This is a genomic window from Burkholderia sp. RF7-non_BP4 (assembly GCF_001521935.1).
Classification (GTDB): Bacteria; Pseudomonadota; Gammaproteobacteria; order Burkholderiales; family Burkholderiaceae; genus Burkholderia; species Burkholderia diffusa.
On the sequence record NZ_LOTA01000071.1, the window covers coordinates 1 to 839 of the forward strand.

General features: G+C 66.0%; 1 protein-coding gene. It reads right to left on the reverse strand.

Going from position 1 to position 839, the window contains the following annotated elements:
• Positions 1–839 (reverse strand): aminotransferase (locus tag WS49_RS22140; RefSeq protein ID WP_156441431.1); only part of this gene is annotated, 839 nt, incomplete at both ends.

Consider the following 839-nt stretch of genomic DNA (forward strand, 5'->3'; position numbering starts at 1 on the left):
TCCGGCTCGAAGCCGAAGTGCTGATGCGCGAACCATTCGCCGGTGCGGCCGAAGCCGCCGATCACTTCGTCGGCGACGAGCAGGATGTCGTACTTGCGGCAGATCCGCTGGATTTCCGGCCAGTACGTCGACGGCGGGAAGATCACGCCGCCGGCGCCCTGGAACGGCTCGCCGATGAACGCGGCGACGTTCTCCGCGCCGAGTTCGAGGATCTTCGCCTCGAGCTGTTGCGCGCGCGCGAGGCCGAACGCTTCGGGCGTCTCGCCGGCCTGCGCTTCGCCGAAGAAATACGGCTGGTCGATGTGCACGATGTTCTCGACCTTCGACGGCATCTGCTCGTGCATGTAGCCCATCCCGCCGAGCGTGCCGCCCGCGATCGTCGAGCCGTGGTAGCCGTTCTTGCGCGAGATCACGACCTTCTTCTGCGGCTTGCCCTGCACGCGCCAGTACTGGTGCACGAGACGCAGCACGGTGTCGTTGCCTTCCGAGCCGCTGTTGCAATAGAAGAAGTGGTTGAAGCCCGCGGGCGTGACTTCGGCGAGCATCGCCGACAGTTCGATCACCGGCGGGTGCGTCGTCTTGAAGAACGTGTTGTAGAACGGCAGTTCCTGAAGCTGGCGATACGCGGCGTCGGCGAGTTCCTTGCGGCCGTAGCCGACATTCACGCACCAGAGGCCGGCCATGCCGTCGATGACCTTGTTGCCGTCCGAGTCCCACAGGTAGACGCCGTCGGCCTTCACGATCACGCGGCTGCCCGCGCGGTTGAGCGCGCCCATGTCGGAGAACGGGTGAATGTGGTGCGCGGCGTCGAGCGCGCGGTATTCGGCGGTCGAGCGCGC